Origin of the sequence: Chelatococcus asaccharovorans, from assembly GCF_003201475.1 — a bacterium.
Taxonomy (GTDB): domain Bacteria; phylum Pseudomonadota; class Alphaproteobacteria; order Rhizobiales; family Beijerinckiaceae; genus Chelatococcus; species Chelatococcus asaccharovorans.
This window is the reverse complement of sequence record NZ_QJJK01000019.1, coordinates 36,293-60,575: the sequence shown is the minus strand read 5'-3', so window position 1 is coordinate 60,575 and position 24,283 is coordinate 36,293. Positions and strand designations below refer to the sequence as shown.

Here is a 24,283-nt window from a genome sequence, read left to right as displayed (position 1 = left end):
AACACGCGGGGCAGGGGAGGGGGCTTTTTACAGCCCGCTCGCCTTGGTGAGATTGACCCGAAAGCGGTCGCGTCGCCGCTGATATTTTCGGGTCATCTCTGCGCTGGTGTGGCCGAGCTGCTTTTGCACGTAGCGTTCGTCGACCTCGGCTGACGAGGCGAGACCAGACCGTAGCGAATGGCCGGCAAACAGTTTTCCGCGTTGGCCTTCGGGCAGATCTCCACGCACGCCGGCCGCCAGCGCGGTCCGTTTGACCAGCCGGGCGACTTCCTGATCGTTGAGCCGGTTGGCACCGACCGCCTTGCCCCGGCCTGTGACGCGCCGGAACAGCGGTCCGTGTGCGATGCGCGCGAGCTTGAGCCAGGTCTCCAGCGCCACAACCGGGCAGGTCGCGTCGGACGAGCCACGGCCAACTTCGACCTCGCGCCATCCGGTCTTGCCGCGCAGTGTCACCAGCAGCCCCTTGTCGAGGATCTCAATCCAGCCACGACCGTCTTCCGTCTGGTCACGGCCGACATCGAGCCCGGTGATCTCCGAACGGCGCAGGCCGCCGGCAAAGCCGATGAGCAGCATGGCGCGATCGCGCAGGCCGCGCAGGGTGCCGCGGTCGAGCGTCTCCAGCATCGCGATCAAATCTTCCGGCAGCACCGCCTCCTTCTGCCGGGGTGGGGCGGCGTGTTTGTTTCGGATGCCGGCCATGACGGTTGCGATATGGCGGTCCTTCCTGTCGAGCGGCTGGCCGCGCTGCGCGTAGTTCCACGTCAGCGCCGAGAGCCGGCGTTCGATCGTCGACACCGAGTTGGGCTTCCTGTCGCGGGTCGCCTTTCCCGAAGCGCAGGCGGTGATGTAGAGGCCGACCACCTGGGGATCGGGTGGAAACATCTCGACGCCCTGCCGCCGGCACCAGCTCGCAAACTGCTTCCAGTCCGAAGCGTAGGCGCGGCGCGTGTTGGACGAGCTTGCCGCCTCGACATAATCGCGGGCCCTATCGGCCAGCGCGTCGAGATGCGTCGGCAGGCGCGGGGTCGAAACGGCCGGAAGGGGAGGGGAGGGCGCCTGGGTGTCCGCCGCCGGCTCTTCCGGCACGCGGCCCATCTCCATGACGAGGTCGACGATGTCGGGCAGATCTTCGGTTATCGCCCCATCGTGCTCGGGCGAGGCCGCCGGCGCGGTTTGGTCGACAGCCGGCGACGTTTCCTGTGGGCGCGCGGAGTGGTGCTGGCCTGACCCCATGAGGTGGTCCGGTTTCAGTCTTAATGCATGACCGGCTTTTCGGCCATCGCCTGTGCCGACGATGGAACCGATCCGGGTGGTTGTCCGGGCCAGATGATGGCCTCCGGCGCTGGCGGCTTGTAGCCGAGCGATGAGTGCGGCCGCTCGGTATTGTAGTAGCGTCGCCATGCCTCGATGATGACCTTTGCCTCGGCGAGGCTGTAGAAGATCTCCCCGTTGAGCAGTTCGTCGCGAAGCTTCGAGTTAAAGCTCTCGCAATAGCCGTTCTCCCAGGGACTGCCCGGCTCTATGAACGCGGTCTTTGCACCGACGGCTACGATCCACTCCCGCACGACCTTGGCTATGAACTCCGGGCCGTTGTCGGAACGAACATGGCCGGGCACACCGCGCAGGATGAACAGGTCCGAGAGCGTGTCGATGACGTCGGTCGAGTTAAGCTTGCGCCCGATGCGGATCGCCAGGCACTCCCGGGTGAACTCGTCGATGATGTTGAGCATGCGGAACTTCCTGCCATTATGGGTCCGGCCCTCGACGAAGTCGTAGGACCAGACATGGTTCGGGTGCTCGGGCCGAAGCCGGATGCACGATCCGTCATTCAGCCACAGACGCCCTCTCTTCGGTTGTTTCTGGGGAACCTTCAGCCCCTCCCGCCGCCAGATACGCTCGACGCGCTTGGCGTTCACCGTCCAGCCCTCGGTTCGCAGCATCGCCGTGATCCTACGGTAGCCATAGCGGCCATACCGGGAAGCCAGACGGATGATATCGGCGGTGAGCGCCTCTTCATCTGCTCGGCCGTGCGGCTTCTTGCGCTGGGTCGATCGGTGCTGGCCGAGAACCTTGCAGGCAAACCGCTCCGAGACGGAGAACTTCGCCACGACATGGTCGACGCAGCTACGGCGACGGGCGGGGCTCAATAGTTTCCCGAGGCAGCCTCTTTCAGGATCAGCTTCTCGAGCGTCAGGTCCGACACAGCCTTGCGCAGCCGGTCATTCTCTTTCTCGAGCTCTTTCAGGCGCTTCACCTGGTCACCCTTCAGGCCACCGAACTCCTTGCGCCAGCGGTAATAGGTGAACTGTGTCACGCCGATCGAACGAACCGCTTCGCCAACCGAACGACCTTGCGACAGCAGAACATCGACCTGACGCAGCTTCGCGACGATCTCTTCGGGCTTATGCTTCTTCTGGGGCATTCCAACGTCCTCTCCAACGGCTCAATAGCCTACTTCAGGGAGGACCACTTTTCAGGGGGCAGACCACGCAAGGCCAAGCTGGATGCTGCCATTGCCCAGGTGAAGGAAGCCGTCGCGGGCCTGAAGGCAGCGGGACTGGAGCCCGAGCTCGTTTCGGGTGGCGGAACCGGCTCCTATTACTTCGAAGCGGCGTCTGGAGTTTACAATGAACTGCAGTGCGGGTCCTACGCGTTCATGGACGCCGACTACGGGCGTATCCTCGACCGGGAAGGCAAGCGCATCGATCAAGGCGAATGGGAGAACGCGCTCTTCATCCTGACCTCGGTGATGAGCCATGCCAAGGCCGACAAGGCAATCTGCGATGCCGGCCTGAAGGCGCAGTCGGTCGATAGCGGGCTCCCCTTCGTTCACGGCCGCGACGATGTGAAATACATCAAATGCAGCGACGAGCACGGCGTCATCGAGGATCCGGCCGGTGTTCTCAAGATCAACGAAAAGCTTCGTCTCGTTCCGGGTCACTGCGATCCCACGTGCAACGTTCACGACTGGTACGTCGGAGTCCGCAACGGCAAGGTCGAGACCGTCTGGCCGATATCGGCCCGCGGCAAGGCATATTGAGGTTTGTCGTGACGCGGTTCCCGGCTTCTCCACGCGGCAGGGCATCATGATCGTCATTCCCGAACGCGATATTGTCCGCCTTGTGTCCGCGGCCGACTGTCTCATGGCCGTGGAGCGGGTGTTTGCTTCGTCTGCCCGCAAGATGGCCCGAAATTTTCCGGTGATACGGGAAGCTATCGGCCATGCCGATGCGCTGTATGGGTTCAAGTCGGGATTCGACCGCGAGAACCTTGCGCTGGGCCTGAAGTCGGGCGGGTATTGGCCGAACAACGCATCGAGGGGACTGACCAACCACCAGTCGATGATATTCCTCTTTGACGCGGACACCGGACGGTGCCGCGCCGTTGTCGGCGGCAACCTGCTGACGGCCTTGCGGACGGCCGCCGCTTCCGCAATTTCGATTAAGCACCTTGCCCGGATCGATTCCAGAGTGCTCGGCATTGTCGGCGCCGGTCACCAATCCACTTTCCAGCTGCAGGCAGCACTTGAGCAGCGGCAGTTCGAGAAGGTCCTCGGATGGAACAAGACGCCCGAAAAAATCGGGCGTCTGGCAAAGGTGGCGCAGGAGAGAGGCGTGCCGTTCCATGCGGCGGGCTTGGAGCAGTTGTGCGCAAGCGCCGATGTCATCATCACCATCACCTCGTCTTTCGCTCCCATCATCCCGGCAGGCCTGATACGACCCGGCACGCACCTAGCTTGTATGGGCACGGACACGAAGGGGAAGCAGGAGATCGCTCCGGAAATTGTCGGGGCAGCGACGGTCTTCACGGACGAGATCGAACAATCAATATCCATTGGCGAGGCCCAGCACGCGTTCACCCAGGGATTGCTCGACCCGGCGCAAATCGTCTCTATCGGCGATGTCATAAACGGCGACCATCCCGGACGCCGAAGCATGGAAGAAATCACGCTGTTTGACGGCACCGGCGTCGGGGTTCAGGATCTGGCCGTTGCGTCTGCCGCTGTCGATCTGGCGGTAGCCAGCGGCATGGCCATTGAGATCGATGCCTGACCTGATCGCCGTCTGGCTATCCGTTCGGGCTATCCTTCACCGAGAACCAGAGAAAAAGGGCCGCGTAGATCAATCGGATGAGGCCAGCTGCTACGAGGTGCCAGCCGACCGTCGAGGATGACAGCAAAAGCCAGCCCGACAGAAAGGGTGCCACCGCCGCAGCCAGGCTGAACGGCATTAGGGTGACGCTGATGGCGGCCGCTCGCTCCTGCGGCGCAACTTGGCTAAAGACGAAGGCTGCGCGTGTCGGTACGTCGAGCTGCGATAGGAAACCGCGCAGGACGAGGCAGGCCGCGGCGATGCCGAAGCTAGGCGCGAGCGCGGCGAGGATCAGCAGCAGGCTGGCGGGGACATGGCCGACCAGCATCGTGCCGCCGAGGCCGATCCGGCGACTGATCGGTGCTGCGAGAAGATGAGCCGCCGCGGCCATCACCCCAGCTGTGAAGAACAGCGCTCCGCTCTCCACCATCGAGGCGCCAAACCGGTTCGTGAGCCATAGGATGATCAGCGCATTGACGATGAAGCCGCCGCCGAATGCGTCGACGCAGAAGATCGCCGTCAGCTTCAGCACCTTGCCGCGCGAACCGGGAGCAAGAGCGCGCTGGCGCGGCGTTTCCGAGCTGTGCAGGTCGATCCGGGCATAGATCGCGCAGACAGCAATGCCCATGACGGCGTAGCCGATAAAGATCGCCGTCGAGGTCGTCCGTTCGCTAAGCGCGTCGAACAGCGTCGGCAGGGCGCCGATAGAGAGCGCTCCAAACGCACCCGCCAGGGCGCCCAGGAAGGAATAGTAGCCGAAGACCGTCGCTTGGGAAGTTGCAGGTACCAGATCGGCGAGCGCCGCATGCTCGATAGGGCGGAACAGGTTCGCCTCGCCGCCATGCGGGTTCAGCGAACCGAAAAAGGCGATCAGCATTAGCGAAGGCAGGGCGGGGTCCATCGACCAACCCACGCCCGAAACAACCATGCCGAGGCTGGCAACGCAGAGCAGTGCCCTCACGCCAAGGCGGTGCGCGAGCGCCCCAGCAGCGCCCAGCGTGAAGGCCGAACCAAGGAGCATGCAGGAGGCAATCGTGCCGACAGCTACGGCGTCAAAGCCGCGCGAAGTCAGGTAGAGCGGGATCAGCAATGCTACGAAGCTGTCGCAGAAAACCCGGACGGTGCGGATGCCCAGGATCGCTCTGGCCTGAAAGGCCATCGCTCCGAACGAACGCCCGATCGTCGTCACCGGCATCCCTCCGCTGACAGCGTGATGCGCCGTGGACGGTCATCGCACGTCTCGGCGGAGGCACGCTCGCCGGTGACACGCGCCGACCAGGAGATCATGTCCATACTTTCAGCTCGATTGAGAGGCGACCGCAGCTTCTTTGCCGGCCACCGCCTCGGCCGCTCAGACGGCGCAGACGAAAACCACTTCGATGAGTACCGACCGTCCCAGGTCGGCAACTCCGATTGTTGCTCGCGTTGGCAGCGTCTCGGCCGGGAAACAGGCTTTCCAGGCTTCGTTCATCTCGGCCTTCATCGACATATCGGTGATATAGACCGTCGATTGAAGTATGCGGCCCATGTCGGAACCGGCCTCGGCCAGGATTTCGGCGAGGCGTTCGGCGATGTCCCGGGTCTGGCCGCCAATTGTCTGGCTGAGATCGTTGGCGACAAGGCCGCTGACATAGAGCGTGTCGCCATGCCGCACGTAACGATGGAAGATCGGGGTCTGCTGGCCGCGCTGTATCATCTGGGTCCTTTCCTGTTAAAAACGTGTATGCCGGAACGGCGCGAGGTCTATCTTCGGGGGGCGGCCGAGGATCAAGTCAGCGACGAGATGACCGGTCATCGGCGCGCCGGTCATTCCGACATGGCCGTGTCCGAAGGCATAGACAATGTCCGGACACCGGCTCGCCCTGTCGATCACCGGCAGGGAATCGGGCAGGCTCGGGCGGTGACCCATCCAGAGCACGAGGCGCTCTTCCGCAATGCACGCCGGAAGCCCAGGCAGCATCTTCTGGCCCAGCTTGATCAGAGCGCGGGCCCGCTTCCAGTCCGGCGCCAGTTCAAGCCCCGCCAGCTCCACCGTCCCCGCCAGGCGCAGTCCATGCTTCATCGGTGTAGTGACGAACTTGCCGGATGCGTCGCAGGTCGGAACGCGCGGCTGCGACTCGGGATCATTTATCATCACGTGGTATCCACGCTCCGTCTCCAGGGGGACCCAGTCGCCGAGCATCTTCAGGAGCGCGTTGGAATGGGCTCCGGCGGCTATTACGGCAGAGTTGGCCGGCACGACCCCGTCCTCAGTCTCGACGGATTGCAGATGCCCTCCGTCAAGCCGAAAGCCGGTTGCCTTGGCACGGTGGATGGCGCCGCCCTGCCTGACGAAATGCTCCGCCAGACGCAGGACGAGGTCGCCCGGATCTGTCGTATGTCCATTTTCGCGGATCAGAACGCCGTGCGTGTAGGACGGCGATAGGGCGGGGTCGAAGTCTTGGAGCTGGCGTCGATCCAGCCAATCGAGTTGGACGCCGGCGTCCCCGCGAAGCTGCCAGCCGAAACGGTCGCCGGCCAGGGCTTTCTCTGAACGATAGACGTAGAGGTGACCCTGCTCGCGGATCAGGTCGTCGACATCCGCCCCGGCAGCGAGTTGCTTGAGGTAGGGAAGCGTGGGCCCGAGCAACGCGCGCAGCGCCGCCGCTTGTTTCTTCACCTCCTCCCGCCGGCCGGCTCGAAGGAAACGCCATAGCCAGGGAAAGAGGGTCGGCATGTAGGCCAGTCGGATCGACAATGGACCGAGCGGGTCGAGCATCCAGCGCGGTACGCTCGTCCAAATTCCCGGCATCGACATCGGCACCACCGACGACCCGTTAAAGCAGCCGGCGTTGCCGTGGCTGGCGCCGGTGCCCGGAGGATGGGAGTCGATCACGATGACTTTTCGGCCTGCTCGCTGAAGCCAGAGAGCCGAGGCGATGCCGACCATGCCGGCTCCAATCACAACGGTCATCTTGGTGCGCATAGGTCTCCACCACAGTTTCTCGAAACCTCTTATCCCCTCCATCGGTGTTGCGCAATATGGTGCACGTTAATGAATACATTTTTGTGCACGATATCCCAAACCGACGTTTTTTGGGGTTGCCAAGCACGAATGGGAGAATCATAGTGAGCGAAGTGCAGAATAAAATTCAAAAATGTATTCAGTCTGCGCTGCCAACCGCGGGGAGCTCGGTTCCCCCGCGCTCCGGGGAACAGAAGCGAGCATCATAATGGAGAGAAACATGCCGATCGGAACGTCGCGCCGCACTTTCTTGAAGGTCGGGGGCCTTGCCGCAGGTGCCCTGGCTGCTCCGACCTTCCTGCGCAAGGCCTGGGCGCAGCAACCCTTTACGGTCCGGGTGCCGGGCGGCTACGGCGACATATGGGAACTCGCGTTCTTCAAACCGTTCGAAGCCGCAACCGGGATCAAGGCGACCGGTGTCGTATCGAAGGACTTTCCCTTCAACGAGTTCAAGATCTCTGTCGAGACTGGCGCCTATCGCTGGAGCATGGCGGCGGGCGTGACCAAGGACCTATACTTCCGTCTCAGAGAAGCTGATCTGATGGATCCCATCGACGTTAATTCGCCGGATATAGCCGACCGACCGGCCGAGAACGTAATGCCCGACTGGCTGCCCTACGGCCTTTATTGCTTCACCATGGCCTATCGGGAGACGTCGTTCCCTCAGGGCCTGGAATCCTATCGCGACATGTGGAACGTCGCGCAGTTTCCGGGCCGCCGGTCGCTCCGTAAGCGCGCGGTCGACGCAATCGAAATGACGGCCCGCGGGATCGGCATTCCGGCTGAAGATATCTATCCGACTCTCAAGACGCCCGAAGGGTGGGACAAGGTTTTCGCCGGGCTTGACGAGATCCGGCCGCACATTGCTGTGTGGTGGGAATCCGATCCGCAGATGGACCAGCTTATCGGCAGCGGCGACCTCGACATTTTTCCCATCAGCAGCCATCGGGCGCAGAAGCTCAAGAACGACGGAGCTCCCGTTGGCATCAGCTACACGGACGGCTACTTCACCACGCAAGGCTGGGCCATTCCCAAAGGCAGCCCACAGGGTGACGTCGCTCGCGAGTTCATCAAGTTCGCGGCCCAGCCCGAGCTTGAGGCAGAGTTCATGAAGTCCACGCTGATGGGGCCGATGCACCCGAAGGCGTTCGACCATCTCGACGCCGACTTCGCCCGGACGCTCCCCACCTACCCGGAGAATCTGGCCAAGATGCGCGAGCAGAACGCACAGTTCTGGCTCGAGCATGGCGAAGCGGCCAACACCCGCTTCGAAGAATGGATCTTGCGCGGCTGAGGACCCGGGTCGTGGGCCGCCAGGACAAGATGAAACTCGGACTGTCTGTCCGGGGGATAGGCTACCATGTTGCGGCTTGGCGGCACCCCGATGTTGATCCGCGCAGCGAGATGGGCTTGCCGCACTATCTTGCGGCAGCCCGCACAGCCAAGCGGGGACTTTTCGATATGATCTTCTTCGCGGATGGCGTTGCAATCCGCGAGAATGCCGGGGAGGAGCAGGCGCTGTCAGGATTCAGCACCCTAGCGTGGTCCGATGCGGAGGCGCTCAATTTCAGTCTGAAGGAGCAGATCGACATCGACATTCGCTACGAGCACGCGACCGAGTTCATCGACGTTGTGCTTGGGTTGTGGGACAGCTGGGATGACGACGCCCTCCTGTTCGACAAGGTCGGCGATGTTTCGAATTACGACGTTGACGATCCCCTGCCTCAGGTGGAGAATCACAGGATTCAGAGCATCGGCAAGGCGATGCCGGAGCAGGCGCGCAACGAACACCTAACCATTCGCCAGCCTTACGAGAAGGTAGCGAACGGGCGCGGTCATCTCTCGCTCGTGGGAAGTGCAGAGCAGGTAGCGGACACTCTCGTCCACTGGTTTGAGCGAGGGGCCTGCGATGGGTTCAACGTCGCGGCTCCTTACCTGCCCGGCTCCCTGGACGACTTCGTAGATATCGTAGTGCCGATCCTCCAGGATCGGGGTGTATTCCGCGGCGAATACGAGGGTGTCACGCTACGTGAGAATCTTGGACTTAAGTACCCGCATAGCCGGTATGCACACTGAGGGAAACTTTGGAGCCAGCCGTGGCGCATGGCGCCGCACGGTCGAGCAGGATATGCAATGAAGACGAAACTACGACTAGACCAAGTTGCCAAGAGCTACGGATCCGTCCGGGCGCTGCGGCCAACCACCCTCGACGTACCAGAGGGAGAATTTCTGACGCTTCTTGGCCCCTCCGGTTCAGGGAAGTCCACGCTCCTGCAGATACTCGCCGGGCTCACGGCCTGCGACCACGGCGACGTCTGGATCGATGGCCGCCTGTCCACCGATACGCCGCCGCACGACCGTGGCATCGGCCTGATCTTCCAGAATTATGCGTTGTTCCCGCATCTCACGGTTGCGCAAAACATCGCCTTCCCGCTTGAGATGCGCCGCCTGCCGCGTGCCGAGATCGACCGGCGTGTCGCACGGATGCTTGAGGTGGTGCAACTGCCGCATGTCGGTGACCGACTTCCCCGTGAGCTTTCCGGCGGCCAGCAGCAGCGCGTGGCCTTTGCCAGATGCTCGGTATACGAGCCCTCGATCATCCTGATGGACGAGCCGCTTGGCGCACTCGATAAAAGGCTGCGTGACGACATGCAGACGGAGATCAGGCGCCTACACAAGGAATTAGGAGCGACCATCCTCTACGTAACGCACGATCAGGAGGAGGCGATGGCAATGTCCGACCGCATTTGCCTGATGAACGATGGCGGCATCGCGCAGTTGGGAACGCCGTCCGAGATCTACTTCCGCCCGCGCAGCGTCTTCGCCGCGGAGTTCGTCGGTCACGCCAACTTCATTGCTCCCACACCCGCCAGCGCGACCAGCAAATGTATGGTACGGCCTGAAAACATCCGCCTCCTGAGGGAGGGGGAAAAGGCTGACACGGTCGTCGACGCGATTCTGGAGGATACGATCATGCTCGGCGCGTTTAGCCGACACGTTGCAAGGCTCATTACCGGAGAGCGGTTGGTCGCCGTCAACTGGAGTGACGAAAAGGGCGCACCGCATCATCCGGGCGAGACCGTTCGCCTTGGTTGGGATGCGTGCAACACGGTCCACCTAGCTGCGGAAGTCGGGCGATGACGGTGATCGCAACCGAGTTGCCGGCGACCAGAGCCGACAGGCGCCTGCTCGCCCGCTATCTGCCGCTTGTTCCTGCGGTGGCCTTCCTGGCCATCGTCTTCGTGATTCCGGTCGCGCAGCTCCTCTTTCTCAGCTTTTTTGACAACAAGGGTGTACCGACCGTCGCGCATTATGAGCGCCTAGTCGCCAACACGACCTATTTCCAGGTTGTGCTGAATACGCTGAGCTATTCGGCCTGGACGACGCTGTTCTGCATCGTCGGCGGCTATCCCATAGCATACCTGATCGCGACCATCTCCGCGCGCCACCGCAATCCGCTGTTGATTTGGATCCTGGTGCCTCTTTGGACCAGCTTCCTGGTGCGTGTGCTCGCCTGGATGGTGATCCTCGGAGCTCAGGGCGTGATCAACCGGACATTGCTCTCGCTTGGGTTGATCGAGCGGCCTTTGGACCTGATCTACAATTTCTTCGGTGTCATGGTCGGCTCGGTCCACGCTCTGATGCCGATCGCCATCCTCATGATGCTGTCGGTGATGTTGAACATCGACCGCAGCCTGTCGAGCGCCGCAAGCACGCTCGGCGCGCGTAAGTCGATGGCCTTCTGGCGGGTCTATTTCCCGCTTTCTCTGCCGGGCGTCGCGGCCAGCGGTCTCATGGTCTTCGTCACGGCACTCGGCTTCTTCATCGCGCCGCAGCTCCTCGGCAGCCCATCCAATATAATGCTTGCGCAGCTCATCATCGTCCAGCTCGAGGAGGCGCTCAACTGGGAGTTCGCGGCGGCGCTGAGCGTCGTGCTCCTCGCGGCAACCATTCTGGTCGTTGTCGTCTTTGATCGTACGCTCGGCCTCTCCAGCCTGACAGGAGAAGTTCGTGCAGGCGCCAGCACCCGCAAGGGAGGGTTAGGCAGGCTGTCCGGCGACCTGGGCCGGCAGCTTGTCTCCGGCATCGGATGGGGATCTGTCTATGCCGGCATGTTACTCGGCAAAATCCTGCCTTACCGCCGCCGGCGTCTCGGGGAGGAACGCCGACCGTTCCTGTGGATCCTCGGCCTCATCGGCATAGCTTTTCTCGCGCTGCCTACCTTCTTCCTCATTCCCATCTCGGTCTCGGAAAACCGGTTCCTTGCTTGGCCGCCTGAAGGCTTCACGTGGCAGTGGTACCAGATCTATTTCTCGTCCGCGATCTGGGTTGATGCGACTTTTCGTTCGATCGGCGTCGGACTTGCAACGGCTGCGCTATCGATGGTCCTGGGCGTGCCGGCGGCCTTCGTGCTGGCCCGTCAACGGGTCATCGGGAAGAGCGTTATTATCAGCCTGATGCTTCTGCCCATGGTGCTTCCCCACATCATCGTCGCCGTGGGTCTTTTCTATCTATACGCCAAGGTTGGTCTCGTCGGCACGAACATCGGCCTCATCATAGGCAATACGATCTTCTCGCTGCCCTATGTGGTGATCACTGTTATGGCGGTGCTGCGAAACTACGACGAGCGGCTCGACCAAGCCGCCTGGACGCTGGGCGCGACCCGCGGCGTTGCCTTCCGGCGCATCACCCTGCCCCTTCTCAAGGCGGGGATGGTGACGGCGTTCCTTTTCGCATTCGTCAAGGCGATGGATGAGCTGGCGATTGCACTCTTCGTCGCCGATGCGGGAACGCCGCTACTGCCAAAGCAGCTCTGGCAGGAAATGAGCTACAAGATCGATCCATCGCTCGCCGCAGTCTCGACGCTCATCCTGGTGATCGTCGGGCTGTCCATCGCCATCGTCCAGATCCTGAACAGCTTTGGCGCCAAAAGGAGCTAAGGCGACCGATGACGAAGCCGAACCATGCAGCTAAGAGCGCGCAGATTGCGCCTTTCTGGGAAGTGTTGGGGGAAAGGCCGATCGGCTTTACGGTGCTGACCGCTGCGGGGGATGAGCCTGTCGGTTTCGTCGGCCTCTCCGTGGCGCATGTGAGTGCCGACCCGCCGCTTCTTTCGGCCGCACTCGGCCCGGGAAACAAGGCTTTTGGGCCGATCCGTCGATCCGGAGCGTTCGCCGTCAACTTCCTCTCGTCCCGAGACGACGCGATCGCCCGGACCTTCATGAAGAAGGGAGCATCGGCTGCGGAGCGCTTCCGGCCCGACGATTGGGAGACCCTGGCGACCGGTTCGCCAACATTGTCAACCGCGGCCGGCGTTTTCGATTGCGTGGTGGAACGCGTGGTCGAGCTCGATCATGCCAAGCTTCTGGTCGGCCGCGTCGTCGCATCGCGGACAGGCAAGGGGGGCGCGCCGCTGGTGTTCTTCCGCGGCGGATTAGGTGTTATGGCCATTCAGCGATCCAAAGATGCGTGATCGACCGAAAAGGCTGGAAAGACAGGTCCAGCGCGTTGAGCATCAGCGAGCCTTACGAGAGCTCTCGCTGTCGCGGGTGTAGATCTCCGTAACGGCGCCGCGATTGATCTCGCGAATCTGATCGAAATGCTTCTGGATATGAGCCAGCACGTAGGCGGCGCATTCCTCTTTCTTTCTCTCGGTGAGAAGCGTGGTCATATACAGATGCTGTCCGTGGCTCAGGCGGCGCGCTCACAAGTCGATCCCTCGTGCGAAGCGAATCCGTTCGGAGTTTGACCGCACCGTCTTCAGGAGTTCCTCATTCTGCGACAAGCCGACGAGGCGGAGGTGAAACTCCTCGTCCAATTTCAGCATCTCGCCAGCCGAGATTTCTTCGCTATCGTCCTGTTCCAGCAGAAAGTCACGCAGGGCGGCGATCTCTTCGTCGGAAGCACGCTGGCAGGCGAGGCGCGCGGCGGCCTGCTCCAGGAAGGCGCGCAGTTCGTAGAGGTCGAACAAAGTGTTCGCCTCCAGCACACGCGCGAAGAAGCCCTTGTTTGCCGTGGTGGTGAGAAATCCCTCGGTGGCGAGACGGTTCAAAGCCTCACTGAGCGGCGTGCGGCTCACTTTGAGCTGCGCCGCGAGTTCGACCTCGTTGATCCGTTCGCCCGCCTAAAATGATAGGAAACCGCCTTTTCCTTGAGCCGGTCTTAGAGTCTCGCGGCGCTGGTCACCACCGGCGTATGGAACGGCGGGGCCGCTTCTACAGTCGATCCTGTAGTTCGCGAATGATTGCTGTGGGCCACCGGGCGCCTTCGCCTCCCCTCGTCGCCGACACCATCCTATGCAGCGGCTTCTTGGGGATATACACCCCCAAGGGTGGTTCGCCTGTCTCGGCTGCTATCTCTGCTCAAGATGGTTTCGCCACAGAATTCTTCGGCCGCGCCAGGCCGAGACGGTCCCGCAGCGTAGAGCCCTCGTACTCGGTACGAAAAAGGCCGCGGCGCTGAAGTTCCGGCACCACGAAATTGACGAAGTCGGTCATGCTTTCGGGCAGGTAGGGAGGCAGGATGTTGAAGCCATCCGCAGCTCCCTCATATACCCACTGCTCGAACTGGTCGGCTATCTGCTTCGGCGTGCCCCAAAGGCTGCGGTGGCCGCTCGCGCCGGAAATGTGCTGGTACAGCTGACGGATCGTCAGGTTCTCCCGCCGCGCCAGGTTGATGATCACGTCGCGTCGGCTCTGTGATCCCTTCGCCTCGGGCAGGTCCTCGGGCAGCGGCCCATCTATGTCGAACTGTTTTAGGTCGATCTCGCCCAGAAGGTCCGACAACATGAACAGGCCGAAATCAGGCGGAACCAGATTGCTGACCGTCTCATACTTCGCCTTCGCTTCAGATTCCGTCTCTGCGACGTAGACCACCACGCCAGGCAGGATCTTCAAGCTATCGCTCGACCGGCCGTACTTGGCCATGCGCCCCTTAACGTCCGAATAGAAGGCCTTGCCGTCGGCAAGGGTCTGCTGCGCCGTGAAGACAACTTCCGCCGTGCGGGCGGCGAGCTCTTTGCCGGGTTGGGAGGAGCCTGCCTGCACGATGACAGGATGACCCTGCGGCGGGCGCGGTACGTTAAGCGGGCCGCGCACCTTGAAGTGCTCTCCTACGTGATTGATGAAATGGATCTTGTCGCTGAGCCCATATTGCCCCGCCAGCTTGTCGCGAATGTAGGCGCCATCCTCGATGCTGTCCCAAAGCTTGAAGACAACGTCGATGAATTCCTCCGCGCGGGCGTAGCGGTCTCCGTGTTCGACATGGCTGTCACGCCCGAAATTATGTGCCTCTGCGAGATTGGCCGATGTGACCACATTCCATCCCGCGCGGCCATTGCTGATGTGATCCAGCGAGGCAAACAGGCGCGCGATCGTATAAGGCTCATTGTAGGTCGTCGTCGCGGTGGTCACCAGACCGATGTGCTCGGTGACCATCGCGAGCGCTGCCAGGAGCGTGAAGGGCTCGAGAAGGCGCTTCGGCTCGGCCGCCATCAGCGCTTCTTTGGAGCGGTCCTGCTTTTCGGCACTGCCTTCGTAGGCGGCGATGCTGTCTGCCAGGAAGCAGAAGTCGAGCTTACCCCGCTCGGCCGTGCGCACAACCTCGGCGTAATAGCGGATGTCCGCCGCGCGCTTTGGTTGAGCGCTTGGGTAGCGCCAACCGCCATAATGGACCCCTGAGATCTGGAACAGGAATCCCAGATTCATCTGCTTGTCCGCACCCATCTTCGCGATCTCCTGTCCCTTTATGTCTGTCTGACACCAATTGCCATACAGCGGATCCGAACGATCTGCAACAAATGAATATTGATTGCAATTCAGAAGTGTAGACAGGTTGATCGGCGTGAGTGAGAGCGTGCCCGAGGCTATTCGTACAGCGAGCCGTCGAGGCAAGCGCACAGGATGTCGCGATCGTGTGGGGGCGGCACTGTAGGACTGGCGATAGCCTACGGCATCCTCAACCTCGGACTCTCGGTGGGTCCGCTTTGACGGATACGATTCCGCCTATCGTGCCTCACGCGGAAGTTTCGCCCTCGTGTGGGCCAGGCCAAAAGTGTTGGCGCACCCTCCTATGCTCGCTGGACTCAGGTGTCCATCGGCTTTTGGACGAGGTTTGCAAAGGAGCTTTCGGACGTCTGGGCTCGAACTTACTATCGGTACTTCGACGCGGGCGAGTTCGCGCGAAGGCTGGCCGTGCTGGAGCGGCATGCACTCGAACCCGGTGCCGATGGTGGCAGCGGACGAGTTGCGGAGGATTTTCCCTGCCCTCGGACCTTCGATGGCGGGGGCCAGCTTTTTGCCACGCGGCGGCAACGTAAACTCACTCCAGCCTTACCACGCCCTGATTGCCGCTTTCTGCAGGCTCGGCGGGAACTATCTCCCAGGTACGCCTGTCACGAAGATTGGCCGCGACGGCGCTGGCTTCGCGATCGTGGCGGATGACGAGTGAACGACCGCGCAGACGGTCGTCGTCGCCGCCGGCCTCGAGACCCGCCGGCTGGGCGCCCAGATCGACCTGGACATACCCGTCCGGCCGCAGACAGGCCAAGTCATCGTCACGGAAAAGGCTGTTCCGTTTCTGCCGCAGCCGATCTCGACCATCCGCCAGACGGATGAAGGCGGCGTGATGCTGGGCGATTCCGTCGAGGAAAAGGGTACCGACGACGCGACCATCCCGGGAGTCCTCAGCGTGACCGCGGCGTGACCGCGGCACGGGCGGTGGCGGCGTTCCCGGTGATCGCATGGCTCGCCGTGGTGCGCAGCTGGGCAGCTCTGCGGGTCATGTCGCCCGACGGGCTGCCGATATACCAGCAATCCTCCACCAATCCCAGGAACCTTCGCCTGCGCATGCCACAGCGGCGTCACGCTGGCGGCGGCTCATGTGCGCACCCTTGCGCGTCAGATCGTCGACGGCCGCCCTCTCAGGACTTGCCAGCTCCTTCGACACTGCGAGGTCCGATGTTCGAGCAGCTTGAGTGGAAGACGGCGGAGATAACCTTCACCTCCGAAGCCAGGCAGTGAGTCGGCAGGGAAGGCGACAGCGTTGCCGCCGCACTAATAGGCGGGCGTGCGGGTCTGGCGGACGACGCCCGTCAGCGGCGCAGAACGCTCCGCTTTCTGCATGATCCGGCGCCTGCTTCGACTGCCTCGTCGTGATCGACGGGACCGACAGCCGGCAGGCCTGCCCGACCCTCCTTCGCGAAGGCATGGCTGTGGAGCGGCAGTCCGGGCGGCGGGAACCTGTGCGATGACGGAGAACGGTGTTTTCGACGTCGTCGTCATCGGCGCCGGCCGGCTGATGCCGCCACGGCGCCTACCGCTGCACGATTTGGCGCAGCCATCTTGCTTCTCGACGAGGGCAGGGAGCCGGCTGGCAAATCTATCGCAATGTCGGAGGGAGTTCGACCCGATTGCGGCGGATCCTCGGCGGCGACTACACGAAAGGTCTGGAGATCGTCGCGACCGGCGCTCATGAGCGGCCCTTTCCGATCGAGGGCTGGGATCCGCCCTGCGTCATGGCGGCCGGCGCAGGCTGGTCAACCGTAGCCTCCAGGATCTGCCGGTCCAGGGCAAGCCGGTGACAGTGAAGCTCCTGCTGAGCCGCTGGCGATGCGCTAATCGGAAATGTGAGGCGATATCCAGGCTGATTGGGCTAACCCTTTCCATGGACGGTTCTCCCTCATGTGACTTTCGACAGCCACACTTTGGCACATTGCGATTCCGGGAGCGGAGGCCGTCCACCATATCAGGTCATTGCCAAAAGATTAATCTCCTCCATCTGTACACAAAGCGATCCACTGGATATCCTACAATTCCCTATGCCGTTCTGATTCCTAATTAGCAGGTTGCGAGGAACGCTTGAAAACTGAAGCTAAGCAACAACTGGTCCGATCCGCTAGCCGAGTTTATGATCGTGTCCAACAGATGGCGATCACTTATGCCTTGAAGCCAGGTGAACGAATCAATGAGGTAGAACTTGCGGCGAAACTGAACGTCAGCCGCACTCCGTTGAGGGAAGCCCTTAATCGGCTGGTGGCGGAGGGATTCCTTGTGGTGAAGCCCAACCTCGGTTTCTTCCGCCGGTCTCTGGACCCCGAGGAGGTATATCACCTCTACGATTTGCGCTGTTCACTAGAGATCCAATCCAGCAGACTGGCAGCAGAACGAGCAAGCGATGAGGCTCTGGAAGGCTTAATGCAAATGGTGTCTGCGGAGGAAGAGCTGGACAATGAACTTGAATTGCTCCGTCAAGATGAGACCTTCCACATTAAGATTGCGGAGTTGACCGGCAATCCGGAACTCGTCAACGTGTTGCGCGGCGTGAATAATCGGATTCATTTTGCGCGTTGGATCGATAGGCGTACGCGGCGCAATTCGCGCGAGGAACACATTGCAATTGCGCGCGCTATCGCTTCACGGGCCCCAGATGAGGCTGGCCGGTTGATGGAAAGTCATATACGCCGCCGCTATCAACAGATCGTTGAAATCATCAAAATCGGCTATGGCGAGATATTCGCAGGGGCGAACGAAATCAGTAGTATCGGTGAGGATGACCCTACGATTGCTGCAGAGTGATCGCAACGAAGCAGTTGGCTGCGCAGCGAGGCATCGCGTGCCCACTGTCAACAGCATTGAAACAGGGCTCTGACGCAATCTCGATGATCACCCATTCCGCCGATGGTAGTCTACCGTTTTGAGGAAAGTTGCGGCGGCGAATGCGTTCAATGGCATCTAGAGCAGGGTCGACTTCCTCGGGGGGGCATAGCCGGCTGCCTGAGTAACGTGCTCCCCGATTTGTCCTCGCCTATAGGTTACCCTGCCGGCGGATGGACCGCTCCCCAATGCGCTCTCGGCTGGCGCTAGAGTCCGGCCTTGATCAGCAACACGGGATGGCTGCGTGGGCCGATTTCATGAGCGCGGCCGGGACGTTGTTCCTGATCGCGCCGTGTGGTCGCTATCCCGCCTGCTGCGCAAGCACGGCAGTGTGCAACTGCTGATCCTCGACGATTGGGGCCTGGAGCCGCTCGACGACCAAGCCTGTCATGACCTCCTCGAATTCCTCAAGGATCGCTACGGGCGTCGTTCAACCATCATCACCAGCTAATTGCCCATGTCGGCATGGCACGGCGCAATCGGCAATCCTACCGGGCGAGATCCGTCTCGAAGGCCGCCCAGCTCGTGAAAGAATGCCCCGCAATCGCGTTCTTCTTCACGACGCCGCTCTCCGTCTTGCCCTTCGTGCGCGCCCGATACGGCGCGCATTCGCGCAGCATTCCTGAGGAGAAGGGAGAGGGAGGGCCGCACTTTCGATGTTCGGCGGCTCGTCGAACGTCTACCGCGATCCACCCAACATTTTCGCTCGCGTGCCAACCGCTCGTCGCCGGGCCCGGCGCTTGCGAAGCGTCCCTTCCTCTCGGAAGAGGTTGATCCCCGACGGGTAGCCCTCCCGCCGCAGCAGGACGAACTGCGTATTTTGCAAAAGCCGGACAGGGATTCCGCTAAGTCGCGGACAGTAGTTTCACTAAGTTGCGGACAGCTTGGCGGCGATGGTCCTCGTGTGCCTGATTGTCGTCATTGGTGATTGATTTCGCCGTTTTCGCTGCCGGTCAAGAGGGGCGCTGCTTTTTTCTTTCGCATGCTGTCGCCCTGAAGTGCGCTGCGGTGTGCATTGTGAACGACCCGGTCGAGAATGGCGTCGGCGACAGTGGGGTCTGCGATCAGGTCATGCCACTTGGCCACCGGGAATTGGGCAGTGATCAGGGTGGATTGCCCCGATAGCGGTTTCTCGACGATTTCGAACAGCTGGAAGCGCTGCTGGTCGGTGAGGCTGTGGGTTCCGAAGTCGTTGAGAATGAGCAGTTGCTCGCGGGTGAGCTTGTCGAAGAGGCGGGGAAAGCGGCCATCGAAACGGGCGAGCGACAGATCCTCGAACAGCCGTGGAACGCGCATAGAGCACAGAATGGTCGAGCCTAGCCGACAGCGCAGTTCGGTCTTCGCCGGACTGCCCGACTGGTAGCGGATCATCTTGCGATCGGCACCACGAAGGAACAGGCCCGACGGTCCGGCAGACGCGCCAGTCGTCACCCGAAAGCAGCCGCCAGCAAGCATTCTGGCGCGCAGCTGCGGAGAGATGGCTCTCCCCCGGAAGGTTGGCGCCCTTTTCGAGCCAGCCGTCGCCGTCGGTGATGGCCATGACCTGCGCCTTGGAGATCATCGCACGGCCTCGAACTCGAAGCTGTCGAGGGTCTGCCCCGGCAGCAGACGCTGGGAGACGCTCGATGCGGCGCCGATTGCCCGGCGATTGTTGCAGGAGGCGACGCGGCCACGCGGCAGCGACATAAAAGGCCTGCCGATTTGTTTGTGTGTCGTGCTGTCTACACTTTTGTATTGCGGTCGAGCGGCACTTCTGCCATTCTCCCGCCAGTGGCCGGTCGAAGGCGCGTACAAGGAGCTGTCGGTTGGGTAGATCACTTTCTTGCCAAGGGGTCGAGTCGATCATTCGGCTTGATCGCGGTGCTAAGGCCTATACAGGCTCTCGCGCGAGCACGCTTGCAGATGTCGATCTGTCAATTTTTTGCAGGGTGAATTCCTGACGCTGCTTGGGCGGGTGCGCGTCGGCATGTCCGCGTATGCAACTGTTCTTCTCGCCGCCGGCGAAGAGTCTTCAAAATGATTGGGAGTATCCAGATGAAGAGTCATGCCCGTGTCGTCGTGATCGGCGGAGGTGTCATCGGTTGTAGCATCCTCTACTACTTGGCCAAGAACGGTTGGACGGATGTGGTGCTGATCGAGCGCATGGACCTCACCGCGGGAACGACTTGGCACGCTGCTGGAAACGTCTCTCTTGCTGACGGTAATCGAGCCGTCAACCAGTTCAATGTGCTCGCTTATAAGCTCTATCGCGAAATGGAGAACGAGACGGGCGAGCATCTCGGTTGGACCCGCACGGGATCAATCCTGATCGCAAAAACAAATGATCTGCTTGAGCGATATGCGAGCCGCACGGAAAGCGCCCGAGCGGTCGGCATTGATTATCACATGATCGGGCCGGACGAGATTAAGAAGCTGCATCCCCTGATGGAACTCGACGGTATTCTTGGCGCAGCCTACGTACCTGACGAGGGGGTGCTTGATCCGAGCATGACGACCCACGCTTTCGCTCGCGCATCGCGCGCCAAGGGCGCGGAGATCTATCGTCATACCAAAGTTACTGGTCTTACCGAGCAGTTGAATGGGGAATGGAAGGTCGGCACTGACAAAGGCGATATCATCACCGAGTACGTGGTGATTGCCGCTGGCTTTTGGTCGCCGGTCGTTGCGCGCATGGCGGGTGCACACATTCCAATTGTGCCGACCGAACGTCAATACCTTGTCACCGATGAGGTGCCGGAGCTCAGGCAACTTGATCGCAAGGTGCCGATGCTGCGCGACTTCGCGGTCCCGTTCTATGTTCGCCAGGAGCGTAATGGTTTGCTCATTGGCGTGCACGAGCCGCATACACCGTACTGCTTCCTCGACGGAATTCCTGACGACTTTGGTCAAGAGCTTTTTCCGGTGGATCTCGAACGGGGCGCTCATAGTCTCGAATCCGCAATGGCGCGCGTTCCTGCGCTCGGCCGGGTTGGGATTAAGACCGAGATCTGTGGTCCAACGAGTCGAACCCCCGATTTGCAGGGCCTGATTGGTCCCATACCTGGACTGCGAAACGTTCACATATCGGCGGGATTCGCCAACGGCATTAGCCAGGCAGCCGCACTGGGGCATGTCGCCGCCGAATGGCTGATCGAAGGCAGTCCGAGCGTCGACGTCTCTATGCTGTATGCGAGTCGCTTCGGCTGCTACGCCAACAAGCGGTTTATTCGCGCCATGCTGAGCGAAGCGCATGTCTTCGGAACTGTTGATCTCTCAGGGGAACGGTTAGCGGGTCGGCCTGCGCGGGCTAGCGCGCTTTACGATCGCCTCAAGGCTAAAGGGGCGCATTTCTCAGCCCAGCTTGGGTGGGAAACGCCTATGTGGTTCTCGCGAGGCAATGCGCGTTCAAACGGCGTCGAGGAGGCGCGCGCCGAAGCACTAGATGTGCGCAAAAGCGTTGGCATTCTCGATCTCACGGCGCTTGCGAAGTATGAAGTATCTGGACCGGCCGCCAGTACCTTTCTTGATCGGCTCTGCGCCCGTCGTCTCCCCGCCGTCGGGAGTATTGTTTCCACACCCATGCTGAATGAGCGCGGTCAAGTGATGTGCTTCACGACAATCGCGCGCGTTGAGCCTAATCGCTTCTATTTGACTGCTGCTCCGCAAGCGGAGCTGCACCATTACTCTTGGATGAATGAACAATTACCGAGGGACGGAAGCGTACAGCTTGAGAATGTCACCGGTCGCTATGGAGCGCTGCTGTTGTCAGGGCCAAGAGCCCGCGAAGTGCTCGCCAAAGTGAGCGAAGCGAAATTGTCCAATGACGATTTCCCTTGGTTGACGGTTGCAGATATCGATATTGCGTTCGGTCGCGCGCGCGCATTGCGCTTCAATATGGTCGGCGAGCTTGGATGGGAGCTTCACCACCCTCTCGAATATCAGATAGGTATCTACGAAGCGCTTGCGGCCGCGGGCGAGGAATTCCAAATAGTTGATTTTGGATTTAAGGCGTACGACACCCTGCGGCTCGAGGCCGGGTGGCCAATCTGGGGCGCAGACTTCAACACAAGTCAGACAGCAACTTCAGCTGGCCTCAGCCGCTTCGTCGATCCGAGTAAGGAAGGCTTCATTGGTCGCCGCGCGATCCTTGATACGGCACGGCCCGTGCCCTATCGCCTCGTCCACATATCGTTCGATCTCGATGGATCTCCCCCCGAAATTGGCGATCTCTTGTTCGACGGCAATGACGTGGTTGGATTCGTCCATTCGTCGACCTATGGGCCGTCCGTAGGTTCGGGCATCGCGTTTGCATCCGTGAAGGATGATTTGGTGCGGGGTGGCAAGACGATCAACTGCTTGGTGCGAGGCAACAGACTACCCGTAAGTATTCTGGAGCGTACCCCGCATGATCCAGAGAGCCTGCGTGTCAGTAGCTGAAGAGGAGATCATGACAATGCTCCGTCCGGACATGTTCGTATTGTCGACGCGTGTCAACGTGGGGATCAATAGCCGGGGCTTCGTGGCGGGTGCCAGGCGGTTGTCAAAGCCTATTTGGAAGCCAAAGCTTTCATTTACGCCGCACCGTGACGCCGCTCACGCGGCGCTTAGCTCCTCCATCATGAGTTTCGACGCAGACTCTAAGGCATAACGGATGATTCCGAATTTTGACGCCACACAGCTGCCTTCGGCAACGTTGATTGGTGGCTAAAGATCTCGCCGCTAACGCTAGAACAACTGGTTGTAAGCGAGTTTTCGTATCGGAACGGGAGTTAGTATTTTGATGAAAGTGCTCGTGCCCGTGAAGCGGGTGGTGGATTCCAATGTGAAGGTCCGGGTGAAGTCGGACGGTTCGGGGGTTGAGCTTTCGAATGTGAAGATGTCGATGAACCCGTTTGACGAGATCGCGGTCGAGGAAGCTTTGCGCCTGAAGGAGGCCGGCAAGGCGAGCGACGTGGTGATCGTCTCGATCGGGCCGCAGCAGGCGCAGGAGACGATCCGCACCGCGCTCGCCATGGGCGCCGACCGCGGGATCCTGGTAAAGGTCGAGAGCGCGGTAGAACCGCTTGCAGTGGCGAAGATCCTTAAGGGTGTGGTCGAGGCGGTGCAACCGGGCCTTGTGATACTGGGCAAGCAGGCGATTGACGACGATTGCAACCAGACCGGACAGATGCTGGCGGCATTGCTCGGCTGGCCACAGGGCACCTTTGCCTCGAAGATCGCCGTCGAGGACAGTGCGTTCCTGGTCACCCGAGAGGTTGACGGGGGCTTACAGACGGTGAAGCTCAACAAGCCGGCGATCGTCACCACCGATCTGCGCCTCAACGAGCCGCGTTATGCGTCGCTGCCGAACATCATGAAGGCGAAGAAGAAGCCGGTCGACGAGAAGGTGCCGGGCGATTACGGCGTCGATGTCGCGCCGCGCCTTGAAGTGGTCAAGACCACGGAACCGCCGAAGCGGCAGGCGGGGGTAAAGGTTGCGTGCGTCGCCGATCTTGTCGGTAAACTCAAGAACGAAGCCGGAGTCTTCTGATGACCACGCTTTTGATTGCCGAGCACGACAACACGACGCTCAAGGACGCGACCAATAAGACGCTCACGGCCGCGAAGGCGATGGGCGGCAACGTGCATATCCTCGTTGCGGGCATGGACTGCCAGCCGGCGGCCGAAGCGGCCGCCAAGCTCGACGGCGTCGGCAAGGTCCTCGTTGTCGACGATGCCGCTTACGAGCATGCGCTCGCCGAGCCGCTTGCCGCGCTCATCTTGTCGCTCGCCGAACCGTATGACGCGATCATCGCGGCGGCGACCACCTCGGGCAAGAACTTCATGCCCCGCGTCGCCGCGCTCCTTGACGTTATGCAGATCTCCGACATCCTCAAGGTCGACGGGCCCGACACCTTTGAGCGGACAATCTATGCCGGTAACGCCATTCAGACGGTGAAGTCGAAGGATAAGAAGAAGGTGGTTACAGTGCGCACTGCCGCCTTCCCAGCGACAGGCGAGGGCGGCAATGCGCCAATCGAGGAGGCGAAGGTGGCGGAGGCGCCGGCTATCTCGAGCTTTGTCGGCGAGGAGCTCTCCAAGAGCGAGCGGCCTGAGCTCGCTTCGGCCAAGATCATCATCTCCGGCGGCCGCGCCATGCAGAGCCGCGAGAACTTCACCAAATATATCGAGCCGGTTGCGGACAAGCTGGGCGCGGCCATTGGCGCCTCGCGCGCGGCGGTCGATGCCGGCTACGCGCCGAACGACTGGCAGGTGGGGCAGACCGGCAAAGTGGTGGCGCCGCAGCTCTACATTGCAGTCGGCATCTCCGGCGCGATCCAGCATCTCGCCGGCATGAAGGACTCCAAGATCATCGTCGCCATCAACAAGGACGAGGAGGCCCCCATCTTCCAAGTCGCCGACTACGGCCTCGTCGCCGATCTCTACCAGGCCCTCCCTGAGTTGGAGAAGCAACTGACATTCCTGTCAAGCGACTCCGGGGATTGACCCCCTTTGGCGACATGAAGAACTAACCCCCTCAATGTTGGCGGTTTCACTTTGCCGTTCGTGCGTCATGC

General features: G+C 61.2%; 22 protein-coding genes and 3 pseudogenes. 14 read left to right on the top strand and 11 right to left on the bottom strand.

Features of this window, described 5'->3' with window-relative positions:
* Nucleotides 1-27: 27 nt before the first annotated feature.
* Nucleotides 28-1,101 carry a site-specific integrase gene (locus tag C7450_RS30715; RefSeq protein WP_245450265.1) on the bottom strand — a complete coding sequence of 358 codons (1,074 nt, stop codon included), beginning with the start codon at nucleotides 1,099-1,101 and terminating at the stop codon, nucleotides 28-30.
* Between the two features lie 152 nt (nucleotides 1,102-1,253).
* Nucleotides 1,254-2,422, bottom strand: a protein-coding gene (locus C7450_RS30710; RefSeq protein ID WP_110378298.1) for an IS3 family transposase whose coding sequence is annotated in 2 segments (ribosomal slippage) — nucleotides 1,254-2,158 and nucleotides 2,158-2,422 — 1,170 coding nt in all. Because the reading frame shifts where the segments join, the coding sequence is not laid out codon by codon here.
* A 63-nt stretch (nucleotides 2,423-2,485) separates the two neighbouring features.
* Here C7450_RS30710 and C7450_RS30705 point away from each other — a divergent pair.
* Both C7450_RS30705 and bhcD read left to right on the top strand, forming a co-directional pair.
* Nucleotides 2,486-3,040: pseudogene (locus C7450_RS30705) on the top strand (type III PLP-dependent enzyme domain-containing protein); the annotation flags it as partial.
* Between the two features lie 46 nt (nucleotides 3,041-3,086).
* On the top strand, nucleotides 3,087-4,052 hold the full coding sequence (gene bhcD, locus C7450_RS30700) for an iminosuccinate reductase BhcD (protein ID WP_110378297.1): 966 nt from the start codon (nucleotides 3,087-3,089) through the stop codon (nucleotides 4,050-4,052).
* Between the two features lie 16 nt (nucleotides 4,053-4,068).
* On the opposite strand, the gene C7450_RS30695 is transcribed toward bhcD, so the two are convergent.
* The 3 genes from C7450_RS30695 to C7450_RS30685 all read right to left on the bottom strand — a co-directional run bounded on the left by C7450_RS30695 (nucleotide 4,069) and on the right by C7450_RS30685 (nucleotide 7,044).
* Nucleotides 4,069-5,280, bottom strand: a complete 1,212-nt coding sequence (locus tag C7450_RS30695) for an MFS transporter (RefSeq protein WP_170147536.1) — start codon at nucleotides 5,278-5,280, stop codon at nucleotides 4,069-4,071.
* 162 nt (nucleotides 5,281-5,442) lie between these two features.
* Nucleotides 5,443-5,787: a RidA family protein gene (locus tag C7450_RS30690; RefSeq protein ID WP_110378295.1), complete on the bottom strand. Its 345-nt coding sequence runs from the start codon at nucleotides 5,785-5,787 to the stop codon at nucleotides 5,443-5,445.
* A gap of 15 nt (nucleotides 5,788-5,802) precedes the next feature.
* Nucleotides 5,803-7,044, bottom strand: a complete 1,242-nt coding sequence (locus C7450_RS30685) for an NAD(P)/FAD-dependent oxidoreductase (RefSeq protein ID WP_245450261.1) — start codon at nucleotides 7,042-7,044, stop codon at nucleotides 5,803-5,805.
* A gap of 388 nt (nucleotides 7,045-7,432) precedes the next feature.
* Between C7450_RS30685 and C7450_RS30680 the strand changes: the two genes are divergently transcribed.
* From C7450_RS30680 to C7450_RS30660, 5 genes are read left to right on the top strand one after another with little or no spacing between them, the layout of a single operon-like run.
* Nucleotides 7,433-8,389: an extracellular solute-binding protein gene (locus tag C7450_RS30680; protein ID WP_170147535.1), complete on the top strand. Its 957-nt coding sequence runs from the start codon at nucleotides 7,433-7,435 to the stop codon at nucleotides 8,387-8,389.
* 11 nt (nucleotides 8,390-8,400) lie between these two features.
* Nucleotides 8,401-9,171, top strand: a complete 771-nt coding sequence (locus tag C7450_RS30675; protein WP_245450259.1) for an LLM class oxidoreductase — start codon at nucleotides 8,401-8,403, stop codon at nucleotides 9,169-9,171.
* 27 nt (nucleotides 9,172-9,198) lie between these two features.
* Nucleotides 9,199-10,236, top strand: coding sequence for an ABC transporter ATP-binding protein (locus C7450_RS30670; protein ID WP_210206587.1), 1,038 nt, complete (start codon nucleotides 9,199-9,201; stop codon nucleotides 10,234-10,236).
* Entirely contained in the window at nucleotides 10,233-12,035 is a 1,803-nt protein-coding gene (locus tag C7450_RS30665; RefSeq protein WP_110378291.1) for an ABC transporter permease subunit, read from the top strand. The genes C7450_RS30670 and C7450_RS30665 overlap by 4 nt, the downstream gene beginning before the upstream one ends.
* An 8-nt stretch (nucleotides 12,036-12,043) precedes the next feature.
* Nucleotides 12,044-12,568: a flavin reductase family protein gene (locus C7450_RS30660; protein ID WP_110378290.1), complete on the top strand. Its 525-nt coding sequence runs from the start codon at nucleotides 12,044-12,046 to the stop codon at nucleotides 12,566-12,568.
* Nucleotides 12,569-12,610: 42 nt separating this feature from the next.
* Here C7450_RS30660 and C7450_RS34205 read toward each other — a convergent pair whose 3' ends face one another.
* From C7450_RS34205 to C7450_RS30650, 3 genes are all read right to left on the bottom strand, one after another.
* Nucleotides 12,611-12,766, bottom strand: a complete 156-nt coding sequence (locus C7450_RS34205; RefSeq protein WP_170147534.1) for a hypothetical protein — start codon at nucleotides 12,764-12,766, stop codon at nucleotides 12,611-12,613.
* 33 nt (nucleotides 12,767-12,799) lie between these two features.
* Nucleotides 12,800-13,207: a GntR family transcriptional regulator gene (locus tag C7450_RS30655; protein ID WP_281064295.1), complete on the bottom strand. Its 408-nt coding sequence runs from the start codon at nucleotides 13,205-13,207 to the stop codon at nucleotides 12,800-12,802.
* A gap of 250 nt (nucleotides 13,208-13,457) precedes the next feature.
* A complete protein-coding gene (locus tag C7450_RS30650; RefSeq protein WP_110378289.1) occupies nucleotides 13,458-14,819 on the bottom strand; it encodes an LLM class flavin-dependent oxidoreductase in 1,362 nt (453 codons plus the stop codon).
* Between the two features lie 346 nt (nucleotides 14,820-15,165).
* Between C7450_RS30650 and C7450_RS35255 the strand changes: the two genes are divergently transcribed.
* Nucleotides 15,166-15,543: an FAD-dependent oxidoreductase gene (locus C7450_RS35255; RefSeq protein WP_110378288.1), complete on the top strand. Its 378-nt coding sequence runs from the start codon at nucleotides 15,166-15,168 to the stop codon at nucleotides 15,541-15,543.
* A gap of 235 nt (nucleotides 15,544-15,778) precedes the next feature.
* Here the strand turns inward: C7450_RS35255 and C7450_RS35250 are convergent, their stop codons facing one another.
* Nucleotides 15,779-15,943, bottom strand: coding sequence for a hypothetical protein (locus C7450_RS35250; protein ID WP_425351270.1), 165 nt, complete (start codon nucleotides 15,941-15,943; stop codon nucleotides 15,779-15,781).
* A gap of 291 nt (nucleotides 15,944-16,234) precedes the next feature.
* Between C7450_RS35250 and C7450_RS35245 the strand changes: the two are divergent.
* The 3 genes and pseudogenes from C7450_RS35245 to C7450_RS30625 form a co-directional block, all read left to right on the top strand.
* Nucleotides 16,235-16,345 (top strand): annotated as a pseudogene (locus C7450_RS35245) (2Fe-2S iron-sulfur cluster-binding protein); the annotation flags it as partial.
* Between the two features lie 607 nt (nucleotides 16,346-16,952).
* Nucleotides 16,953-17,669, top strand: coding sequence for a GntR family transcriptional regulator (locus tag C7450_RS30630; RefSeq protein ID WP_210206586.1), 717 nt, complete (start codon nucleotides 16,953-16,955; stop codon nucleotides 17,667-17,669).
* A 382-nt stretch (nucleotides 17,670-18,051) separates the two neighbouring features.
* Nucleotides 18,052-18,195, top strand: a pseudogene (locus tag C7450_RS30625) (ATP-binding protein); the annotation flags it as partial.
* 470 nt (nucleotides 18,196-18,665) lie between these two features.
* Here the strand turns inward: C7450_RS30625 and C7450_RS30620 are convergent.
* Both C7450_RS30620 and C7450_RS34965 read right to left on the bottom strand, forming a co-directional pair.
* On the bottom strand, nucleotides 18,666-19,118 hold the full coding sequence (locus C7450_RS30620; RefSeq protein ID WP_281064293.1) for an ATP-binding protein: 453 nt from the start codon (nucleotides 19,116-19,118) through the stop codon (nucleotides 18,666-18,668).
* A 186-nt stretch (nucleotides 19,119-19,304) separates the two neighbouring features.
* Nucleotides 19,305-19,433 carry a hypothetical protein gene (locus C7450_RS34965; protein ID WP_281064296.1) on the bottom strand — a complete coding sequence of 43 codons (129 nt, stop codon included), beginning with the start codon at nucleotides 19,431-19,433 and terminating at the stop codon, nucleotides 19,305-19,307.
* Between the two features lie 348 nt (nucleotides 19,434-19,781).
* On the opposite strand from C7450_RS34965, the gene C7450_RS30610 reads away from it, so the two are divergent.
* From C7450_RS30610 to C7450_RS30595, 3 genes are all read left to right on the top strand, one after another.
* Nucleotides 19,782-22,163, top strand: coding sequence for an FAD-dependent oxidoreductase (locus tag C7450_RS30610; protein ID WP_170147532.1), 2,382 nt, complete (start codon nucleotides 19,782-19,784; stop codon nucleotides 22,161-22,163).
* Between the two features lie 343 nt (nucleotides 22,164-22,506).
* Nucleotides 22,507-23,256, top strand: coding sequence for an electron transfer flavoprotein subunit beta/FixA family protein (locus C7450_RS30600; RefSeq protein ID WP_110378280.1), 750 nt, complete (start codon nucleotides 22,507-22,509; stop codon nucleotides 23,254-23,256).
* Nucleotides 23,256-24,212, top strand: a complete 957-nt coding sequence (locus C7450_RS30595) for an electron transfer flavoprotein subunit alpha/FixB family protein (RefSeq protein WP_110378279.1) — start codon at nucleotides 23,256-23,258, stop codon at nucleotides 24,210-24,212. The genes C7450_RS30600 and C7450_RS30595 overlap by 1 nt, the downstream gene beginning before the upstream one ends.
* The last annotated feature ends 71 nt before the right edge of the window (nucleotides 24,213-24,283 follow it).

What these genes read in the sequence shown, in the direction of transcription:
- C7450_RS34205 (WP_170147534.1), bottom strand. Translation starts at nt 12,766, where the DNA reads ATGACCACGCTTCTCACCGAGAGAAAGAAAGAGGAATGCGCCGCCTAC.
- C7450_RS30650 (WP_110378289.1), bottom strand. Translation starts at nt 14,819, where the DNA reads ATGGGTGCGGACAAGCAGATGAATCTGGGATTCCTGTTCCAGATCTCA.
- C7450_RS34965 (WP_281064296.1), bottom strand. Translation starts at nt 19,433, where the DNA reads ATGTCGCTGCCGCGTGGCCGCGTCGCCTCCTGCAACAATCGCCGGGCA.
- C7450_RS30665 (WP_110378291.1), top strand. Translation starts at nt 10,233, where the DNA reads ATGACGGTGATCGCAACCGAGTTGCCGGCGACCAGAGCCGACAGGCGC.
- C7450_RS30595 (WP_110378279.1), top strand. Translation starts at nt 23,256, where the DNA reads ATGACCACGCTTTTGATTGCCGAGCACGACAACACGACGCTCAAGGAC.
- C7450_RS30620 (WP_281064293.1), bottom strand. Translation starts at nt 19,118, where the DNA reads ATGATCCGCTACCAGTCGGGCAGTCCGGCGAAGACCGAACTGCGCTGT.
- bhcD (WP_110378297.1), top strand. Translation starts at nt 3,087, where the DNA reads ATGATCGTCATTCCCGAACGCGATATTGTCCGCCTTGTGTCCGCGGCC.
- C7450_RS35255 (WP_110378288.1), top strand. Translation starts at nt 15,166, where the DNA reads ATGCTCGCTGGACTCAGGTGTCCATCGGCTTTTGGACGAGGTTTGCAA.
- C7450_RS30660 (WP_110378290.1), top strand. Translation starts at nt 12,044, where the DNA reads ATGACGAAGCCGAACCATGCAGCTAAGAGCGCGCAGATTGCGCCTTTC.
- C7450_RS30600 (WP_110378280.1), top strand. Translation starts at nt 22,507, where the DNA reads ATGAAAGTGCTCGTGCCCGTGAAGCGGGTGGTGGATTCCAATGTGAAG.
- C7450_RS30685 (WP_245450261.1), bottom strand. Translation starts at nt 7,044, where the DNA reads ATGACCGTTGTGATTGGAGCCGGCATGGTCGGCATCGCCTCGGCTCTC.
- C7450_RS30670 (WP_210206587.1), top strand. Translation starts at nt 9,199, where the DNA reads ATGGCGCCGCACGGTCGAGCAGGATATGCAATGAAGACGAAACTACGA.
- C7450_RS30690 (WP_110378295.1), bottom strand. Translation starts at nt 5,787, where the DNA reads ATGATACAGCGCGGCCAGCAGACCCCGATCTTCCATCGTTACGTGCGG.
- C7450_RS30610 (WP_170147532.1), top strand. Translation starts at nt 19,782, where the DNA reads ATGAAGAGTCATGCCCGTGTCGTCGTGATCGGCGGAGGTGTCATCGGT.
- C7450_RS30715 (WP_245450265.1), bottom strand. Translation starts at nt 1,101, where the DNA reads ATGGAGATGGGCCGCGTGCCGGAAGAGCCGGCGGCGGACACCCAGGCG.
- C7450_RS35250 (WP_425351270.1), bottom strand. Translation starts at nt 15,943, where the DNA reads ATGCGCAGGCGAAGGTTCCTGGGATTGGTGGAGGATTGCTGGTATATC.